The organism is Janthinobacterium sp. PLB04 (genome assembly GCF_021165895.1).
GTDB classification, from domain to species: Bacteria; Pseudomonadota; Gammaproteobacteria; order Burkholderiales; family Burkholderiaceae_D; genus Janthinobacterium; species Janthinobacterium lividum.
In genome coordinates, this window is the sequence record NZ_CP088968.1 from 5480975 (window position 1) to 5496056 (window position 15082).

9 protein-coding genes are annotated in these 15082 nt (G+C 62.4%); 3 read left to right on the plus strand and 6 right to left on the minus strand.

The features are described 5' to 3' along the window. Positions 1 to 10 precede the first annotated feature (10 nt). Positions 11 to 1609 carry a DHA2 family efflux MFS transporter permease subunit gene (locus LSO07_RS24245; RefSeq protein ID WP_034786566.1) on the minus strand — a complete coding sequence of 533 codons (1599 nt, stop codon included), beginning with the start codon at positions 1607 to 1609 and terminating at the stop codon, positions 11 to 13. Between the two features lie 6 nt (positions 1610 to 1615). Next, positions 1616 to 2809, minus strand: a complete 1194-nt coding sequence (locus LSO07_RS24250; protein WP_034786565.1) for an HlyD family secretion protein — start codon at positions 2807 to 2809, stop codon at positions 1616 to 1618. 144 nt (positions 2810 to 2953) lie between these two features. Between LSO07_RS24250 and LSO07_RS24255 the strand changes: the two genes are divergently transcribed. Next, positions 2954 to 3670: a TetR/AcrR family transcriptional regulator gene (locus LSO07_RS24255; protein ID WP_034786564.1), complete on the plus strand. Its 717-nt coding sequence runs from the start codon at positions 2954 to 2956 to the stop codon at positions 3668 to 3670. A gap of 23 nt (positions 3671 to 3693) precedes the next feature. Here the strand turns inward: LSO07_RS24255 and LSO07_RS24260 are convergent, their stop codons facing one another. The 4 genes from LSO07_RS24260 to aceE all read right to left on the minus strand — a co-directional run bounded on the left by LSO07_RS24260 (position 3694) and on the right by aceE (position 11536). Then, the gene (locus tag LSO07_RS24260) at positions 3694 to 4863 is read right to left on the minus strand and encodes a hypothetical protein (protein WP_151096807.1); all 1170 of its coding nucleotides are present in this window, start codon (positions 4861 to 4863) and stop codon (positions 3694 to 3696) included. Positions 4864 to 5279: 416 nt separating this feature from the next. Next, a complete protein-coding gene (gene lpdA, locus LSO07_RS24265; protein ID WP_034786562.1) occupies positions 5280 to 7064 on the minus strand; it encodes a dihydrolipoyl dehydrogenase in 1785 nt (594 codons plus the stop codon). Between the two features lie 10 nt (positions 7065 to 7074). Next, positions 7075 to 8745, minus strand: coding sequence for a dihydrolipoyllysine-residue acetyltransferase (gene aceF, locus LSO07_RS24270; protein WP_151096808.1), 1671 nt, complete (start codon positions 8743 to 8745; stop codon positions 7075 to 7077). A 94-nt stretch (positions 8746 to 8839) separates the two neighbouring features. Further along, on the minus strand, positions 8840 to 11536 hold the full coding sequence (gene aceE / locus LSO07_RS24275; protein WP_034786560.1) for a pyruvate dehydrogenase (acetyl-transferring), homodimeric type: 2697 nt from the start codon (positions 11534 to 11536) through the stop codon (positions 8840 to 8842). Positions 11537 to 12071: 535 nt separating this feature from the next. Here aceE and folD point away from each other — a divergent pair. Together folD and LSO07_RS24285 are read left to right on the plus strand one after the other, a co-directional pair. Further along, a complete protein-coding gene (folD, locus tag LSO07_RS24280; protein ID WP_151096809.1) occupies positions 12072 to 12917 on the plus strand; it encodes a bifunctional methylenetetrahydrofolate dehydrogenase/methenyltetrahydrofolate cyclohydrolase FolD in 846 nt (281 codons plus the stop codon). Positions 12918 to 12996: 79 nt separating this feature from the next. Continuing rightward, complete coding sequence (locus LSO07_RS24285) at positions 12997 to 15081, plus strand: M3 family metallopeptidase (protein WP_404811508.1); 2085 nt, start codon at positions 12997 to 12999, stop codon at positions 15079 to 15081. Position 15082: the final 1 nt, after the last annotated feature.

The following is a 15082-nucleotide window of genomic DNA, read 5'->3' on the forward strand; positions in this document are numbered from 1 at the left end:
GCGTACGCGGTCAATGACCGCCGCCACCGCCACCGGGGGCTTTGAGTTTGTCGGCCAGCCACAGGGGCACGATGCAGGCCAGCAGGATGGCGCCGATCAGGAAGAAGCCGTCGTTATAGGCCATCACATACGCTTCGCGGCGCACGATGCCATCGATCGCCTGCAAGGCCTGGTTGCCGGCCGTGACGGCGTCATAGCCCTTGGCCATGAACGAGGACGTCAGCTGGTCGATGCGCAGCTGCGTGGCGCTGGAATAGGCATTGATCGCTTCACCCAGGCGCTGCGAATGGAAGTGCTCGCGGGTGCTCAGGGCCGTGGCCAGCAGGGCGATGCCGATCGAGCCGCCGAGGTTGCGCGTCATGTTGAACAGGCTCGAAGCGGATGCCATGTCCTTCGGCGCGATGCCCTTCATGGCGAAGTTCGACAGGGTCAGCATGACGAAGGGCTGGCCCAGCGCGCGCACCACCTGCGACCACAGCAGCTGGTCGTAGCCGGTGGAAGCGTCCATGTAGGCATTCATCATGCACGAGCCGCCAAACAGCAGCAGGCCGATCGAACACAGGATGCGGTTATCCACCGTCGAGGACAGCTTGGCGACGAATGGCATGATGAACAGCTGCGGCAAGCCCACCCACATGATGACTTCACCGATCTGCATCGGCGAGTAGCCGGCGATCTGGCCCAGGAACAGCGGCAGCAAAAAGGCCGAGCCATACAGGCCCATGCCCGTCACGGCCGACAGCACGGTGGCGACCAGGAAATTGCGCTGGCCGTACAGGGCCAGGTTGACGAACGGTTCGGCGCGCGTGGCGCTGGTGACGACCCAGCCCAGGATGCCCGTCAGGGCCAGCGCGGCAAAGGCGATGATGAAACCCGAGTCGAACCAGTCCTTCGAATTGCCCTCTTCCAGGAAGATGGTCAGGCAACCGAGGCCCAGGGCCATGAAGAAGATGCCCAGCCAGTCGGCCTTCCAGAACAGCTTCAGTTGCAGCGGCTCCTTGTCCAGGCCATAGATCATGCCGACGATCAGCAGCACGCCGGGCACCCAGTTGATGTAGAAGATCGATGGCCAGCCATACAGCTCGGAGAGGTATCCGCCCAGGGTCGGTCCCATGGCCGGCGCCAGGGTCGCCGTCAAGCCAAAGATGGCCATGCCGACGGCGCGCTTCGATGGCGGCAGCTTGAGCATCACCAGGGTAAACGCCATCGGAATCAGGGCGCCGCCGGTGAACCCCTGCAGCATGCGGAAGACGATCATGCTTTCCAGGTTCCAGGCCGCCCCGCACAGGGTGGAGAACAGCAGGAAGAAAGCGGTGGTGCCGATCATGTAGGTACGCAGTCCGAACACGCGCGCCAGCAGCGCGGTGAGGGGAATGACGATGATTTCCGCCACCAGGTAGGCCGTGGAAATCCACGAGCCCTCTTCCTGGGTGGCCGACAGCGAGCCAAGGATATCCTTGAGCGAGGAGTTGGTGATCTGGATGTCGAGCACCGCCATGAAGGCGCCCAGCATGCCGGCGGCGACCGCCAGCCAGGTGCGCCCGGAGACTTTTTCGTCGATCACGGGAAACGCTGGCGGCTTCGCCAGCGTGGTGGAGGGGCTGCTCATGGAAGCTTAGCGGGTGGCAGTCTGGGCAGCGGGAGCGGCGGCGTGGCGCGCAGCCGGCTGCGTTTCAGGCTGGTTCACTTCCACTTCGGCGATCACCGACATGCCCGGCACCAGGCGGCCATTCATGGCCTTGATGTCTTCCGGCTGGAAGACGATTTTCACGGGCACGCGCTGGACGATCTTGGTGAAGTTGCCGGTGGCGTTATCGGCCGGCAGCAGGGCGAATTGCGCGCCCGAGGCAGGCGCGAAGCTGTCCACGGTACCCACCAGTTTCTTGCCCGGCATGGCGTCGATGGTCACGTGCACGCTCTGGCCTCGGTGCAGGTCGGCCAGCTGCGTTTCCTTGAAGTTGGCGGTGACCCAGACGTTGTCCTGCACGATGGCCGTCAGTTGCTGGCCCGGCTGCACGCGCATGCCCGTTTCCACGTTGCGCTTGCCGATGCGGCCGGCGACGGGGGCCAGGATGCGGTTGTATTGCAGCTGTTGTTCCGCGTCCTTCAATTGCACGCGCAGCACGGCCACTTGTGCCTTGGCCACGTCGCGCGCAGCTTGCGCCGCGCCAATCTGCGCCTTGGCGGCCGAGGCGCTGTCGCGGCGGGCGGCCAGGTCGGCCACGGCGCTCGAGCGGGCCGCGTTGGCCGCGTCGAGTTCCGCTTTCGATACGGCTTTCATCTGGCTTGTGTACAGCTGGCCATAACGGTCCGCATCCTGTTTTGCGCGCAGCAGTTGCGCATCCGCTTGCGCCACTTGCGCCTGGGCGCCGCTGGCTTGCGCCTGCACTTGCGCGATCTGCGCGTCCGCCTGCAGCACTTGCTGCTCGGCGCTGGCGATCTGCGCGGCGATCTGCTCGGTTTTCACGCGCTGGTCGAACGGGTCGAGTTCGGCGATCACGTCGCCCTCTTTCACCATTTGATTGTCGTCGATGAAGACCTTGGTGACGACGCCGGAAATGCGCGCCGAGACGGGATGCACGTGGCCGGCCACGTAGGCGTTTTCCGTTTCCACGAAATAGTGGCTGCGGTACCACATGCGGGCGCCAGCGCCCAGGGCGACCAGGACGATCAGGCCGGCGATGATTTTCACGCGGTTGTTAGGTGGTGCGGAGCTGGCGGAAGCGGCGGGCGCGGAAGGTGCGGCAGGGGCCGCGGGTGGGACGGCACTCAGCACCTTGTGCTCTGCCTGGCCTGGCTGGTTGGACATACTTGCTCCGGAAATGAAATGATGTATGTTCATTATTGGGCAAAGAAAAGCCAAAGTCAAGAAATGAAACGATTGCATTTCATTTTAATTTGCACTACAGTGTGAGCCATCACTTACCTTCCACCTTATAAAGAGACCCAGACCATGTCCGATCCCGGCCTCAGCGATACCTTGCCTACCGATAAAGAATCCGACGACGCCCAGGAGCTTTCCTGCTGCGGCAAGCCTGCCGGCCGGCCGCGCGCGGCCGACATGGAAGCGCGCATGGAAAACCTGCTGCACACGGCAGGCTGCCTGTTTCTGGAAAAGGGGTATGGAAAGGTAAGCCTGGAAATGATCGCCCGCGAAGCCCATGTAGCCGTGCGCACGATTTATGTGAAGTTTGGCGGCAAGTCCGGCTTGTTCAATGCCGTGGTGGAATTGCGCCGCGCCGCCTACTTCTCGACCATGCCGGCGCTAGAAACGGATATGCGGCCCCTGCCCACCATCCTGGGCGAATTCGGCCTGCTGTTCGTGCAACTCGTCACCATGCCGGCGGCCATCCGCCTCAATCGCATGGTGGTGGCGGAAGCGGCCACGCACCCGGAACTGGCGGAAACGTTTTACAAGGTGGGGCCGGGACAGACGCGCGAGATGCTGACCAGGTTTTTCAGCCGCCCCGACATCGCGCCCCTGTTTCGCGCGGAGCTGACGGCGGCCATGCTGTCGCTGCACCTGCTCAATTGCCTGCTGGGCGATCAGATGTCGCGCCTGCTGTTCCCGCCACAGGCACAACCGGATGTGGCGCAATTGCGCGCCAAGGTGGCGGTCAGTCTCGACCTGTTCCTGCGTGGCACCCTGCGCCAGCCGCTGGCGGACTGACGCGGGATGGCTGGCCGGGGAATTCAGCCAGGGCGGCTGCAATCTTCCGGCAGCGCCGCTTCGGCGCGTGCATCGCTCAAGCCCAGCGCCCGCAGGAAAGGCTGGGCCGCCGACGCGCCATCAAGACTGAGTGAAGACTCACTTCCATCGTAGCGATCCGGGCCATAGCGCATCAGGTCGAACGAGGTTTCAAAGCGCTGCGCCAGGAAATATGTGCGGAAGTAATCGAAGGAAAACGCCACCTGGCCATCGGCCCGCAACAGCAAGCCATGCGCATACAGCGGCGCCAGCCAATCCCCGGCCGCCATGCTCCAGCCCTTCACGCCACAATAGTCGCTGGCAAAACGCTCCAGTTCCGCCTCGCTGAGGAAGACGGTCTTGGCTTCGAACATCACGAACGCCAGTTCGATCAGGAATTCGCGCGCATCGGCAGCCACGCCGGCGTCCACGCGCTGCTGCACGCCCGCCTTGCCCAGCAAGCCATCGAGATAAGCGCGCTCGCCTGCCAGCTGCGGCAGCAAGGTGGCAAACACATACTCGGCATCCATCTGCCCCGTTTCCTGACCATTCGGCGTGTACAGCACCGACAGGGCGAAGTTCTTGCTCACGTCATCGAACTCGCGCAGGGACACCGTCCACTGCGTGCCAGCCGCGCCACCATCGGCCGCGCCCGTGCCAAACTCGAGCACGGCAAACGCCGCCATCTGGCCCTGCGCACTGTACAGGCTGCCGGGATTGCTCTTGAACAGGATGCCCAGCGACTTCATCAGCGAACTGGCATCGCCCGTATGCTGGTGGCCATGGAACACGGCGTGGATATTCTTGTAGTACGCGCGCTGCTCGGCGCTGGCGTGCTCGTCGGCGGAGAAAAAGCTGAAGCCGGCATTGCCCAGCGCCGCAGCCGCGACACCCTGCACGCGGCTGCCTGGCACCAGATAGAAACGCGCGCCGGGCAAGCTGGCCGCCTGCAGCAAGGGGCGCAGGAAGTATTCGTAGACATACACGGGCGTCGTATCGGCACAGGCGTCCAGCGCCACCAGCTGGCCCGTGAAGAAAATCGCATCGATCTTCTTGCCTGCCGCCAGGATAGCAGCCACATCCTGGTACAAGGCATGCAGCATCACGGCTTGCTCTTGCTCATCGGCCCGGCGCAAACGGACATCGGCAATATGAAGGGCGGTAAATTTTTTCATCGTTGCAAAACTCTCTCAGTACAGCGGAATTTGACCGTATCCCACGCTGGCAACATTCCTGGAAAAATCACACGCTTCCGTTGAAGCAAAAGCAAAACATGGTTACAGACCTCCATTCTGCCACTTTTTCCGCACGGCAATACTCACCAATTTTCACAAGACACCGCTGCGCCACGTTTTACTATGCTGCAGGTCAAGGGAAATAAAAAAACCGGGAACATGTCCCGGTTTTTCATACTGAAAGTTAACTCTTTATCAGCGCTTGCGCGGCGGCGGCAAGTCTGTACACACGCCTTCGTACACTTCCGCGGTTTTTTCCTACCTGCCGGTCGATTCACGCAGGGTCGGGTGCGGGTAGTAACCCGCTCCAATAAAAAACCCCGCAATCGCTTGCGGGGTTTTTTAGTGTTACAACATCAGCGCTTGCGCGGCGGCGGCAAGTCCGTGCACACGCCTTCGTACACTTCCGCAGCCATGCCGATCGACTCGCCCAGGGTTGGATGCGGGTGGATGGTCTTGCCGATGTCGGTGCCGTCGCAACCCATTTCGATGGCCAGCGCAATTTCACCGATCATGTCGCCCGCATGCGTGCCGACGATGGTGCCGCCGATGATGCGGTGCGTTTCCGCGTCGAACAGCAGCTTGGTGAAGCCTTCGGCGCGGCCATTGGCCACGGCGCGGCCGGAAGCGGCCCAAGGGAAGTGGCCCTTCTCGACCTTGATGCCCTTGGCTTTCGCTTCGTCTTCCGTGATGCCGGCCCATGCCACTTCCGGATCCGTGTAGGCGACCGACGGGATCACCTTGACGTCGAAGTGCGACTTCTGGCCGGCAGCGGCTTCCGCTGCCACGTGGCCTTCATGCACGGCCTTGTGCGCCAGCATCGGCTGGCCCACCAGGTCGCCGATGGCGAAGATGTTCGGCACGTTGGTGCGCATCTGGCTGTCGACGTTGATGAAACCGCGGTCCGTCACCTGCACGCCGGCCTTGTCGGCGGCAATCTTCTTGCCGTTCGGGCTGCGGCCCACGGCGACCAGCACCAGGTCGTAGACTTGCGGCGCCGGTGCCGTGGCACCCGCTTCGGCTGCTTCGAACGTGACCTTGATGCCTTCCGGCAGCGCCTCGACGGCCACCGTCTTGGTCTTGGTCATGATGTTGTCGAAGCGCTTCTCGTTGAACTTCTGCCACACCTTGACGGCGTCGCGGTCCGCGCCCTGCATCAGGCCATCCATCATTTCAACCACGTCGATGCGCGCGCCGAAGGTGGAATACACCGTCGCCATTTCCAGGCCGATGATGCCGCCGCCGATGACCAGCATGCGTTTCGGGATCTGGCGCAATTCCAGCGCGCCCGTCGAATCCACGATGCGCGGGTCTTCCGGCACGAATGGCAGTTTCACCACGGACGAACCGGCCGCGATGATGGCTTGCTTGAACTGCACGACTTTTTTCGAACCGTCGCCTGCCGTCACTTCGATATGGTTCGCGGAGAGGAACTGGCCCACGCCCGTGACGACTTGCGTCTTGCGCGCCTTGGCCATGCCGGCAAGGCCGCCCGTCATGTTCTTGATCACGCCTTCCTTGTAAGCGCGGACCTGGTCGATGTCGATGGTCGGCTTGGCAAACGTCACGCCCGTGTTGGACATGTGCGCCGTTTCATCGATGACGGAAGCGACGTGCAGCAGCGCCTTGGACGGGATGCAGCCGACGTTCAGGCACACGCCACCCAGGGTGGCGTAGCGCTCGACGATGACGGTGCTCATGCCCAGGTCGGCCGCGCGGAACGCCGCCGAGTAGCCGCCGGGACCGCCGCCCAATACCATCATGTCGACATCGATGTCGACCTGGCCGCTGTAATTGCCGGCCGGGATGGCGGCAACGGCTGCCGGTGCTGCCGCCGGGGCAGCCGCCGGAGCTGCTGCCGCAGGTGCAGGAGCCGCCGCAGGAGCGGCAGCAGCCGCACCTTCAGCTGCTTCCACCAACAGCAGCGCGCTGCCTTCGGCGATCTTGTCGCCGACCTTGACCTTGACTTCCTTGACGACGCCCGCGTGGGTCGATGGAATCTCCATGCTGGCCTTGTCCGATTCGACCGTGATCAGGGACTGGTCCACCTTGATGGTGTCGCCGACCTTGACCATCAGTTCGATGACTTCGACTTCCTTGAAATCGCCGATATTCGGTACTTTTACCTCTACTGTGCTCATCAATCGCTCCTTACAGCAGAATTTTGCGCATGTCGGCCAGGACTTCGCCGAGGTACACGGAGAATCGCGCGCCCATCGCGCCATCGACCACGCGGTGGTCGTAGGACAGCGAGGTACCCATCATCAGGCGTGGCTGGAAGGCCTTGCCATCCCATACCGGCTTGATCGAGGCTTTCGACAGGCCCAGGATCGCCACTTCCGGCGCATTGACGATAGGCGTGAAGTGCGTGCCGCCGATGCCGCCCAGGGACGAAATCGTGAAGCTGGCGCCCTGCATGTCGGCCGGTTTCAGCTTGCCTTCGCGCGCCTGCAGCGACAGTTCCGTCATTTCGCGGGCGATCTGCGAGACCGACTTCTGGTCCGCGCCCTTGATCACCGGTACCACCAGGCCATTCGGCGTGTCGGCCGCGAAGCCGATGTTGTAGTACTGCTTGAGGATCAGGTTTTCGCCCTTGGCGTCGAGCGAAGCGTTAAACGCGGGGAATTTCTTCAGCGCGGCGACGGACGCCTTGATGACGAAGGCCAGCATGGTCAGCTTGGCCGCATCCTTGTTCTTCGCATTGGCCGCGTTGGTGTCGACGCGGAACGCTTCCAGGTCCGTCACGTCCGCTTCGTCGAACTGCGTGACGTGCGGGATCATGACCCAGTTGCGGTGCAGGTTCGGACCCGAGATTTTCTTGATGCGCGACAGCGGCAGCAATTCGGTCGTGCCGAACTTGCTGAAGTCCAGCGACGGCCATGGCAGCAGGTCCAGACCCACGCCCGAACCGGCTTTGGCGGCCGGCGCATTTGGCGCGGCGACGGCGCCCGACATCACGCCCTTGACGAAGTTCTGCACGTCTTCCTGGGTGATGCGGCCTTTCGGACCGGAACCGCCCACGCGGGCCAGGTCCACGCCCAGTTCGCGCGCGAACTTGCGGATCGATGGCGACGCGTGCGCCAGCTTGCCATTTGCGGCAGGCGCGGCGGCGGGAGCTGGTGCGGCAGCAGGTGCGGCGGCAGGCGCCGGCGCCGAAGCGACGGCGGCCGCTGGTGCGGCGGCAGCTTGCGCGGCAGGTGCAGGTGCAGCAGCGGCAGGAGCAGCGCCGCCCGTCGTTTCCACGACCAGTACCAGCGAACCCTTGGCAACCTTGTCGCCGACCTTGACTTTCAATTCCTTGACGACACCGGCATGGCTCGATGGAATTTCCATGCTGGCCTTGTCCGATTCGACCGTCAGAAGCGACTGGTCGACCTTGATCGCATCGCCCACCTTGACCATCAGTTCGATGACTTCGACTTCCTTGAAGTCGCCGATATCGGGCACGGTCACTTCCACCAGCGCAGGCGCGCCGGCAGGTGCGGCAGGTGCAGCGGCGGCGGGGGCGGCTTCAGCGGCAGGTGCAGGTGCTGCAGCGGCGGGTGCCGGTGCAGCGGCAGGCGCGGCCGTAGCGGACGCATCATCCGCCACTTCCAGCAGCAGGACCAGCGAACCTTCGGCGATCTTGTCGCCCACGTTGACTTTCAATTCCTTGACGACACCGGCGTGGCTCGATGGAATTTCCATGCTGGCCTTGTCCGATTCGACCGTGATCAGGGACTGGTCAACCTTGACCGTATCGCCTGGCTTGACCATCAGTTCAATGATCTCGACTTCCTTGAAATCGCCGATATCCGGGACTTTGACTTCCACAATGCTCATAGCTTGCTCCGTTATTTTATTTGTCAGATGGACCCGCACACACGCCAGGGCGGCACTTTCGCACCGCCCTGGCATCATCGGGTCCGCACAACGATTACTGGGTCACCGGATTCGGTTTGTTCGCGTCGATGCCGTACTTGGCGATCGCCTGCTCCACCACCGACACGTCGATCTTGCCTTCGTCGGCCAGCGATTTGAGCGCGGCCACGGTGACATAATAACGGTTCACTTCGAAGAACTCGCGCAGCTTGGCGCGGCTGTCCGAGCGGCCAAAGCCATCGGTACCCAGCACTTTATAAGTGCGGCCCTTCGGCATGAAGGCGCGGATCTGTTCTGCAAACGCGCGCATGTAGTCGGTCGTGGCGACGATCGGGCCATCCGTGTCCTGCATCAGCGACGTCACGTACGGCACGCGCTGCTCTTTCGACGGGTTGACCATGTTCCAGCGTTCCGCATCCTGGCCATCGCGGGCCACCAGGGTCAGCGACGGCGCCGACCACACGTCCGCAGCCACGCCCCAGTCGTTTTGCAACAGCTCGGCGGCGAAGATCGATTCGCGCAGGATGGTGCCGCAACCGATCAGCTGTACGCGCAGCTTGGCGTCAGCCTGGCCTTCCTGCAGCTTGTACATGCCTTTCAGGATGCCTTCTTCCTGGCCTGGCTTGATGCCTGGCTGGGCGTAGTTCTCGTTCATGATCGTGATGTAGTAGAACACATCTTCCTGGTTGGCGATCATGCGGCGCAGGCCGTCCTGGATGATGACGGCGACTTCATGGCTGAAGGTCGGATCGTACGGCATGCAGGTCGGGATGGTCGCGGCGAAGATATGGCTGTGGCCATCTTCGTGCTGCAAGCCTTCGCCGTTCAAGGTCGTACGGCCAGCCGTGCCGCCCATCAGGAAGCCACGGGCGCGCATGTCGGCCGAAGCCCACACCTGGTCGCCGATACGCTGGAAGCCGAACATCGAGTAGAAGGTGTAGAACGGGATCATGATGCGGTCGTTGGTCGAGTACGACGTCGCCGCGGCGATCCACGAGCTCATGCCGCCCGCTTCGTTGATGCCCTCCTGCAGGATCTGGCCAGCCTTGTCTTCGCGGTAGTACATGACCTGGTCTTTGTCGACTGGCTCGTACAACTGGCCTTTCGGGTTGTAGATGCCGATCTGGCGGAACAGGCCTTCCATGCCGAAGGTACGCGATTCATCGACCAGGATAGGCACCACGCGCTGGCCCAGGTTCGGGTCTTTCAGCAGGGTCGAGATGACGCGCACGAACGCTTGCGTGGTCGAGATTTCACGGCCTTCCGGCGTCGCTTCCAGCACGTTCTTGAAGGCGTCCAGGCCAGGCACGGGCAGGGTTTCTTCCGACTTCTGGCGGCGCTGCGGCAGGTAGCCGCCCAGGGCCTTGCGGCGCTCGTGCAGGTAGACCATTTCCGGCGCGTCGTCGGCCGGCTTGAAGAACGGGATGTCGGCCAGCTTGTCGTCAGGGATAGGCAGCGAGAAGCGGTCGCGCATTTCGCGGATGGCTTCGTCGTCCAGTTTTTTCGTCTGGTGCGCCGTGTTGCGCGCTTCGCCGGACTTGCCCATGCCGTAGCCCTTGATGGTTTTCACCAGCAGGACGGTTGGCTGGCCCTTGTGTTCCTGGGCGATCTTGAATGCCGCGTAGATCTTGTGCGGATCGTGACCGCCACGGGTCAGGCGCCAGATGTCGTCGTCCGTCATGTTGGCAACCATTTCCAGCAGCTTCGGATGCTTGCCGAAGAAGTGCTTGCGCACGTAGGCGCCATCTTTCGCCTTGTAGTTCTGGTATTCGCCGTCGACGGTTTCCATCATCACGCGCTGCAGGATGCCTTCCTTGTCCTGTGCCAGCAGGGCGTCCCAGCCCGGACCCCAGATGACCTTGACGACGTTCCAGCCGGCGCCGCGGAATTCGCCTTCCAGCTCCTGGATGATCTTGGTATTGCCGCGCACAGGGCCGTCCAGGCGCTGCAGGTTGCAGTTGACCACGATGACCAGGTTGTCGAGCATGTCGCGTGCGGCCAGGCCGATCGCGCCCAGCGATTCCGGCTCGTCCATCTCGCCGTCGCCGCAGAAGGCCCAGACCTTGCGGTTGTCGGTCTTGGCGATGCCGCGTGCGTGCAGGTATTTCAGGAAGCGCGCCTGGTAGATCGCCATGTGCGGGCCCAGGCCCATCGACACGGTCGGGAACTGCCAGAAGTCAGGCATCAGCTTCGGATGCGGGTACGAAGACAGGCCCTTGCCGTCGACTTCCTTGCGGAAGTTCAGCATTTGCTCTTCCGTCAAACGTCCTTCGAGGAAGGCGCGCGCGTAGACGCCGGGCGAGGAGTGGCCCTGGATGTACAGCAGGTCGCCGCCGTGGTCGGCCGTTGGCGCGTGCCAGAAATGGTTGAAACCGATGCCCAGCATGTTCGCCAGCGAAGCGAACGAGGACAAGTGGCCGCCCAGGTCGCCGTCGGCACGGTTGGCCTTGACGACCATGGCCATGGCGTTCCAGCGCATCCACGAGCGCAGGCGCTCTTCGTATTCCAGGTTGCCGGGACAGTGTGCTTCTTGCTTGGTGGGGATGGTATTGACGTAGGCGGTGGTGCTGGAGAACGGGATCTGGGCGCCGCGGCGGCGAGCCAGGTCAACCATGCGCTCCATCAGGTAATGCGCGCGCTCCGGACCTTCATTTTCCAGAACGGCTTCGAGCGCGTCCAGCCACTCCTTGGTTTCCTGCATATCCGGGTCGGTGCCGATCTGTGTCGTTACCTGGTTCAGTTGAGCTGACATCTGTTGAGTCTCCTTTGTGAACGCCCCACCCCGATTTTCCGGATCGCTGTCGGACGGTATTTCGCTGATTATTTACTATTAAGTCGGTTTAGTGTGGGGATTCTAACAGCGTATTTACTATTTTTCAAATTACGATATAGCATTTCACATCATGAAATCACCCTATGAAATTTATGCTGCACTGCCGCAAATTCTGCCCGGAAATTAGGGTGATCAAAGTGCCAAAAACGGCGCCAAAAGAACCGCAGGCCCTTGCGCTCCCTAGGCCACCAGCACACCAGCAAAACGCATTAACGCCCCAGTCGTCCGCACAGGCATACCGGGCCAAGCGGGCCTGAAAAATGTCGAGGGCAAGGCGCGGCGACGCAGACAGTACGCCAGTACGGCAAGGAGCCGCAACGCCGCCATCGGCATTTTCTCAGGCTCGCGTCTCTGGCCCGCTGTTGTTAAGCCTTTACATAGCCAAAACCGCCCCTTTGCGCCGCCCGGCTTTATAATCTGACTTTTCCCTCCCACAGCTCTCAGCCTCCCTACCATGCCAGCACAACTGATCGACGGAATCGCCCTCTCCCAAAAACTGCGCAGCGAGATCGCCACGCGCGCCGCTGCCCTCACGGCCAAGGGCACCCAGCCCGGCCTGGCCGTGATACTCGTCGGCGAAGACCCGGCCAGCCAGGTGTATGTCCGCAACAAGGTCAAGGCGTGCGGCGACGTGGGTTTTCACTCGGTGCTGGAAAAATATGAAGCGGACCTGTCCGAAGCGGACTTGCTGGCACGTATTGCCAGCCTGAATGCCGACCCGACTATCCACGGCATCCTCGTGCAGATGCCCTTGCCCAAGCACATCAACCCGCACAAGGTCATCGAAGCGATCGCCACGACAAAAGACGTGGATGGCTATTCCGTCCTGAGCGCCGGCGAACTGATGACGGGCTTGCCCGGCTTCCGCCCTTGCACGCCGTACGGCTGCATGAAACTGATCGAAAGCACGGGCGTGGACTTGCGCGGCAAGCACGCCGTCGTCATCGGCCGCAGCAACACCGTCGGCAAGCCGATGGCCCTGCTGCTCTTGCAAGCGAACGCTACCGTCACCATCTGCCATAGTGCAACCCCGGACTTGGGCCTGTACACGCGCCAGGCGGACGTGGTCGTGGCCGCCGTCGGCCGCCGCAACACCCTGACGGCCGACATGGTCAAGCCGGGCGCCATCGTGATTGACGTGGGCATGAACCGCGACGATAACGGCAAGCTGTGCGGCGACGTGGACTTTGCCGGTGTGCAAGAGATCGCTTCGCACATCACGCCCGTGCCGGGTGGCGTGGGGCCGATGACGATCACCATGCTACTCATGAACACGGTCGAAGCCGCCGAGCGCATTTAAGAGGAGCACCTGAGACAATGCTCATGGCGGCGTTGCCTGGCCTTGAACATTTTTCAGGCGCTCCATATATGAAGACAGAATGGACGAACCGACGATGAATACCAATCCCCTGCTTGATTTTTCCGGCCTGCCACGCTTCGACGCGATCACGCACGAGCATGTCACGCCTGCCATCGATACCTTGCTGGCCCAGGCGCGCGCCACGGTGGCGCGGCTGGAAGCGCCTATGGAAGAAGTGAGCTGGGAAAACTTCGTCGCCCCCCAGGACCAGATCGCCGAAACCCTGGGCCGCGCCTGGAGCATCGTCAACCACTTGAACAGCGTGGTCGATACGCCGGAGCTGCGCGCCGCCTACAATGCGAACCAGCCCAAGGTGACGGAATTCTGGACCGAACTGGGCCAGAACGAAATCCTCTTCGGCAAATACAAGCAACTGCAGGCGCGCGCCGATTTCGCCAGCCTGTCGCCAGCGCGCCGCCGCATCGTCGACAATGCCGTGCGCGATTTCCGCCTCGGTGGCGCTGAGTTGCCCGAGGACAAGAAAGAGCGCTTTGGCGCCATCCAGGAAGAACATGCGGCCGTCTCGACGCGTTTTTCCGAAAACGTGCTCGACGCCACCAATGACTACAAGCTGCTGGTCGAGAGCGAAGCTGAACTGGCCGGCTTGCCCGACGACGTGAAGGCGGCCGCGCGCGCCGCCGCCGAAAAAGCGGGCAAAGCGGGCTATGAATTCTCGCTGCACTTCCCGTCCTATTACCCGATCCTGCAATTTGCCGACAACCGCGCGCTGCGCGAAACCATCTACCGCGCCAACGCCACCAAGGCCTCGGACCAGGGCGACGTCTTCAGCAAAAAAGAGGACTGGGACAATACGCAAAACATCGTTACCCTGTTGCGGTTGCGCAACGAAGAAGCACAGCTGCTCGGCTACGCCAATTTCGCCGAAGTGTCGCTGGTCTCCAAGATGGCCACCTCGCCCGCGCAAGTGATCGCCTTCCTGGAAGACCTGGCCAAACGCGCGCGCCCGTTCGCCGAGAAGGACTTGGCAGAACTGAAACAATTCGCGAAGGAAGAGCTGGGCATTGCGGAACTGCAAGCGTGGGACGTGCCTTACGCTTCCGAAAAACTGCAGGAACGCCGCTACGCATTCTCGGCCCAGGAAGTCAAACAGTATTTCCCTGAACACAAGGTGATCGACGGCCTGTTCCGCCAGATCCAGAACCTGTTCGCGGTCGAGATCAAGCCTGATACGGCACCCGTGTGGCACCCGGATGTGCGTTTCTACCGCATCGAGCGCGACGGCACACTGGTCGGCCAGTTCTACCTGGACCTGTATGCGCGCGCGGGCAAGAGCGGCGGCGCATGGATGGACGACGCGCGCGGCCGACGCGCCGACGCGCAACACGTGCAAACGCCGATCGCTTATCTCACCTGCAACTTCACGGAACCGGCCGTGGTCGACGGCAAGGTACAGCCAGCCCTGTTCACGCACGATGAAGTGATCACCCTGTTCCACGAATTCGGCCACGGCCTGCACCACATGTTGACGGTGGTCGACGAGCTGGGCGTGTCGGGCATTGCCGGCGTCGAATGGGATGCCGTGGAACTGCCATCGCAATTCATGGAAAACTTTTGCTGGGAATGGGACGTGCTCGAACACATGACGGCGCATGCCGTCACGGGCGCGCCGCTGCCGCGCGCGCTGTACGACAAAATGCTGGCCGCCAAGAATTTCCAGTCCGGCTTGCAAACCCTGCGCCAGGTGGAGTTTTCCTTGCTCGACATGCATTTGCACTATGACTACGACGCCAGCACGGGCCAGAGCGTGCAGCAACTGATCGACGGCGTGCGCGCCAAGTTTTCGCTGCTCATCCCGCCCCCGTTCAACCGCTTCCAGAATGCCTTCGGGCACATTTTCTCCGGCGGCTACGCGGCTGGCTACTACAGCTACAAGTGGGCCGAGGTGCTGTCCGCCGACGCGTATGCGGCGTTTGAAGAAGCCAGGGCGCTGGGACCGGCCGCCACCACGGCGGCAGGCAAGCGCTACCTGCAAGAAATCCTGTCCGTCGGCGGCTCGCGCCCCGCGCTGGAATCATTCACGGCCTTCCGCGGCCGCGAGCCGTCCATCGACGCCCTGCTGCGCCACAGCGGCATGGCCGCTTGAT

Excerpts from the sequence above, each read along its gene's own strand:
- LSO07_RS24245 (WP_034786566.1), bottom strand. The coding sequence starts at position 1,609 with ATGAGCAGCCCCTCCACCACGCTGGCGAAGCCGCCAGCGTTTCCCGTG.
- lpdA (WP_034786562.1), bottom strand. The coding sequence starts at position 7,064 with ATGAGCACAGTAGAGGTAAAAGTACCGAATATCGGCGATTTCAAGGAA.
- LSO07_RS24250 (WP_034786565.1), bottom strand. The coding sequence starts at position 2,809 with ATGTCCAACCAGCCAGGCCAGGCAGAGCACAAGGTGCTGAGTGCCGTC.
- aceF (WP_151096808.1), bottom strand. The coding sequence starts at position 8,745 with ATGAGCATTGTGGAAGTCAAAGTCCCGGATATCGGCGATTTCAAGGAA.
- LSO07_RS24255 (WP_034786564.1), top strand. The coding sequence starts at position 2,954 with ATGTCCGATCCCGGCCTCAGCGATACCTTGCCTACCGATAAAGAATCC.
- LSO07_RS24260 (WP_151096807.1), bottom strand. The coding sequence starts at position 4,863 with ATGAAAAAATTTACCGCCCTTCATATTGCCGATGTCCGTTTGCGCCGG.
- LSO07_RS24285 (WP_404811508.1), top strand. The coding sequence starts at position 12,997 with ATGGACGAACCGACGATGAATACCAATCCCCTGCTTGATTTTTCCGGC.
- aceE (WP_034786560.1), bottom strand. The coding sequence starts at position 11,536 with ATGTCAGCTCAACTGAACCAGGTAACGACACAGATCGGCACCGACCCG.
- folD (WP_151096809.1), top strand. The coding sequence starts at position 12,072 with ATGCCAGCACAACTGATCGACGGAATCGCCCTCTCCCAAAAACTGCGC.